The 312-nt window shown below is 67.3% G+C and carries 1 pseudogene; it reads left to right on the top strand.

What is annotated here, in order from left to right:
• Positions 1-312: pseudogene (locus tag MKK82_RS20725) on the top strand (porin family protein); the annotation flags it as partial.

Genomic DNA, 312 nt, shown 5'->3' with positions numbered 1-312 from the left:
ACAACCGCAGCAACAACGACGGCTTCACCGGCGGCGCGCAGATCGGCTACAACTACCAGGTCACGCCGGGCACGGGCGTCGTGATCGGCTGCGAGGCCGACGCCCAGTATGTCGACGTCTCCCGTCGTGCCGACGTCATGCAGAACTACGGCGTGGTCGGCGCTTGCGGCTTCGGCTTCTCGGCCCCGCGCGGCTTCGTCGCCACCAGCGGCAACGGCTTAGAAGACTTCAGCACAGTGCTCCGGCGCCTTCGCTCAGCCTTGCACGTCTACACAGTGGACGGCACCGGCGGCTTCGCCGACGTGTGGGATC

Source organism: Methylobacterium sp. E-046, assembly GCF_022829625.1.
Taxonomy (GTDB): Bacteria; Pseudomonadota; Alphaproteobacteria; order Rhizobiales; family Beijerinckiaceae; genus Methylobacterium; species Methylobacterium longum.
Note: the sequence above shows the minus strand (reverse complement) of the source record. Positions and strands in the feature narration are given on the sequence as shown.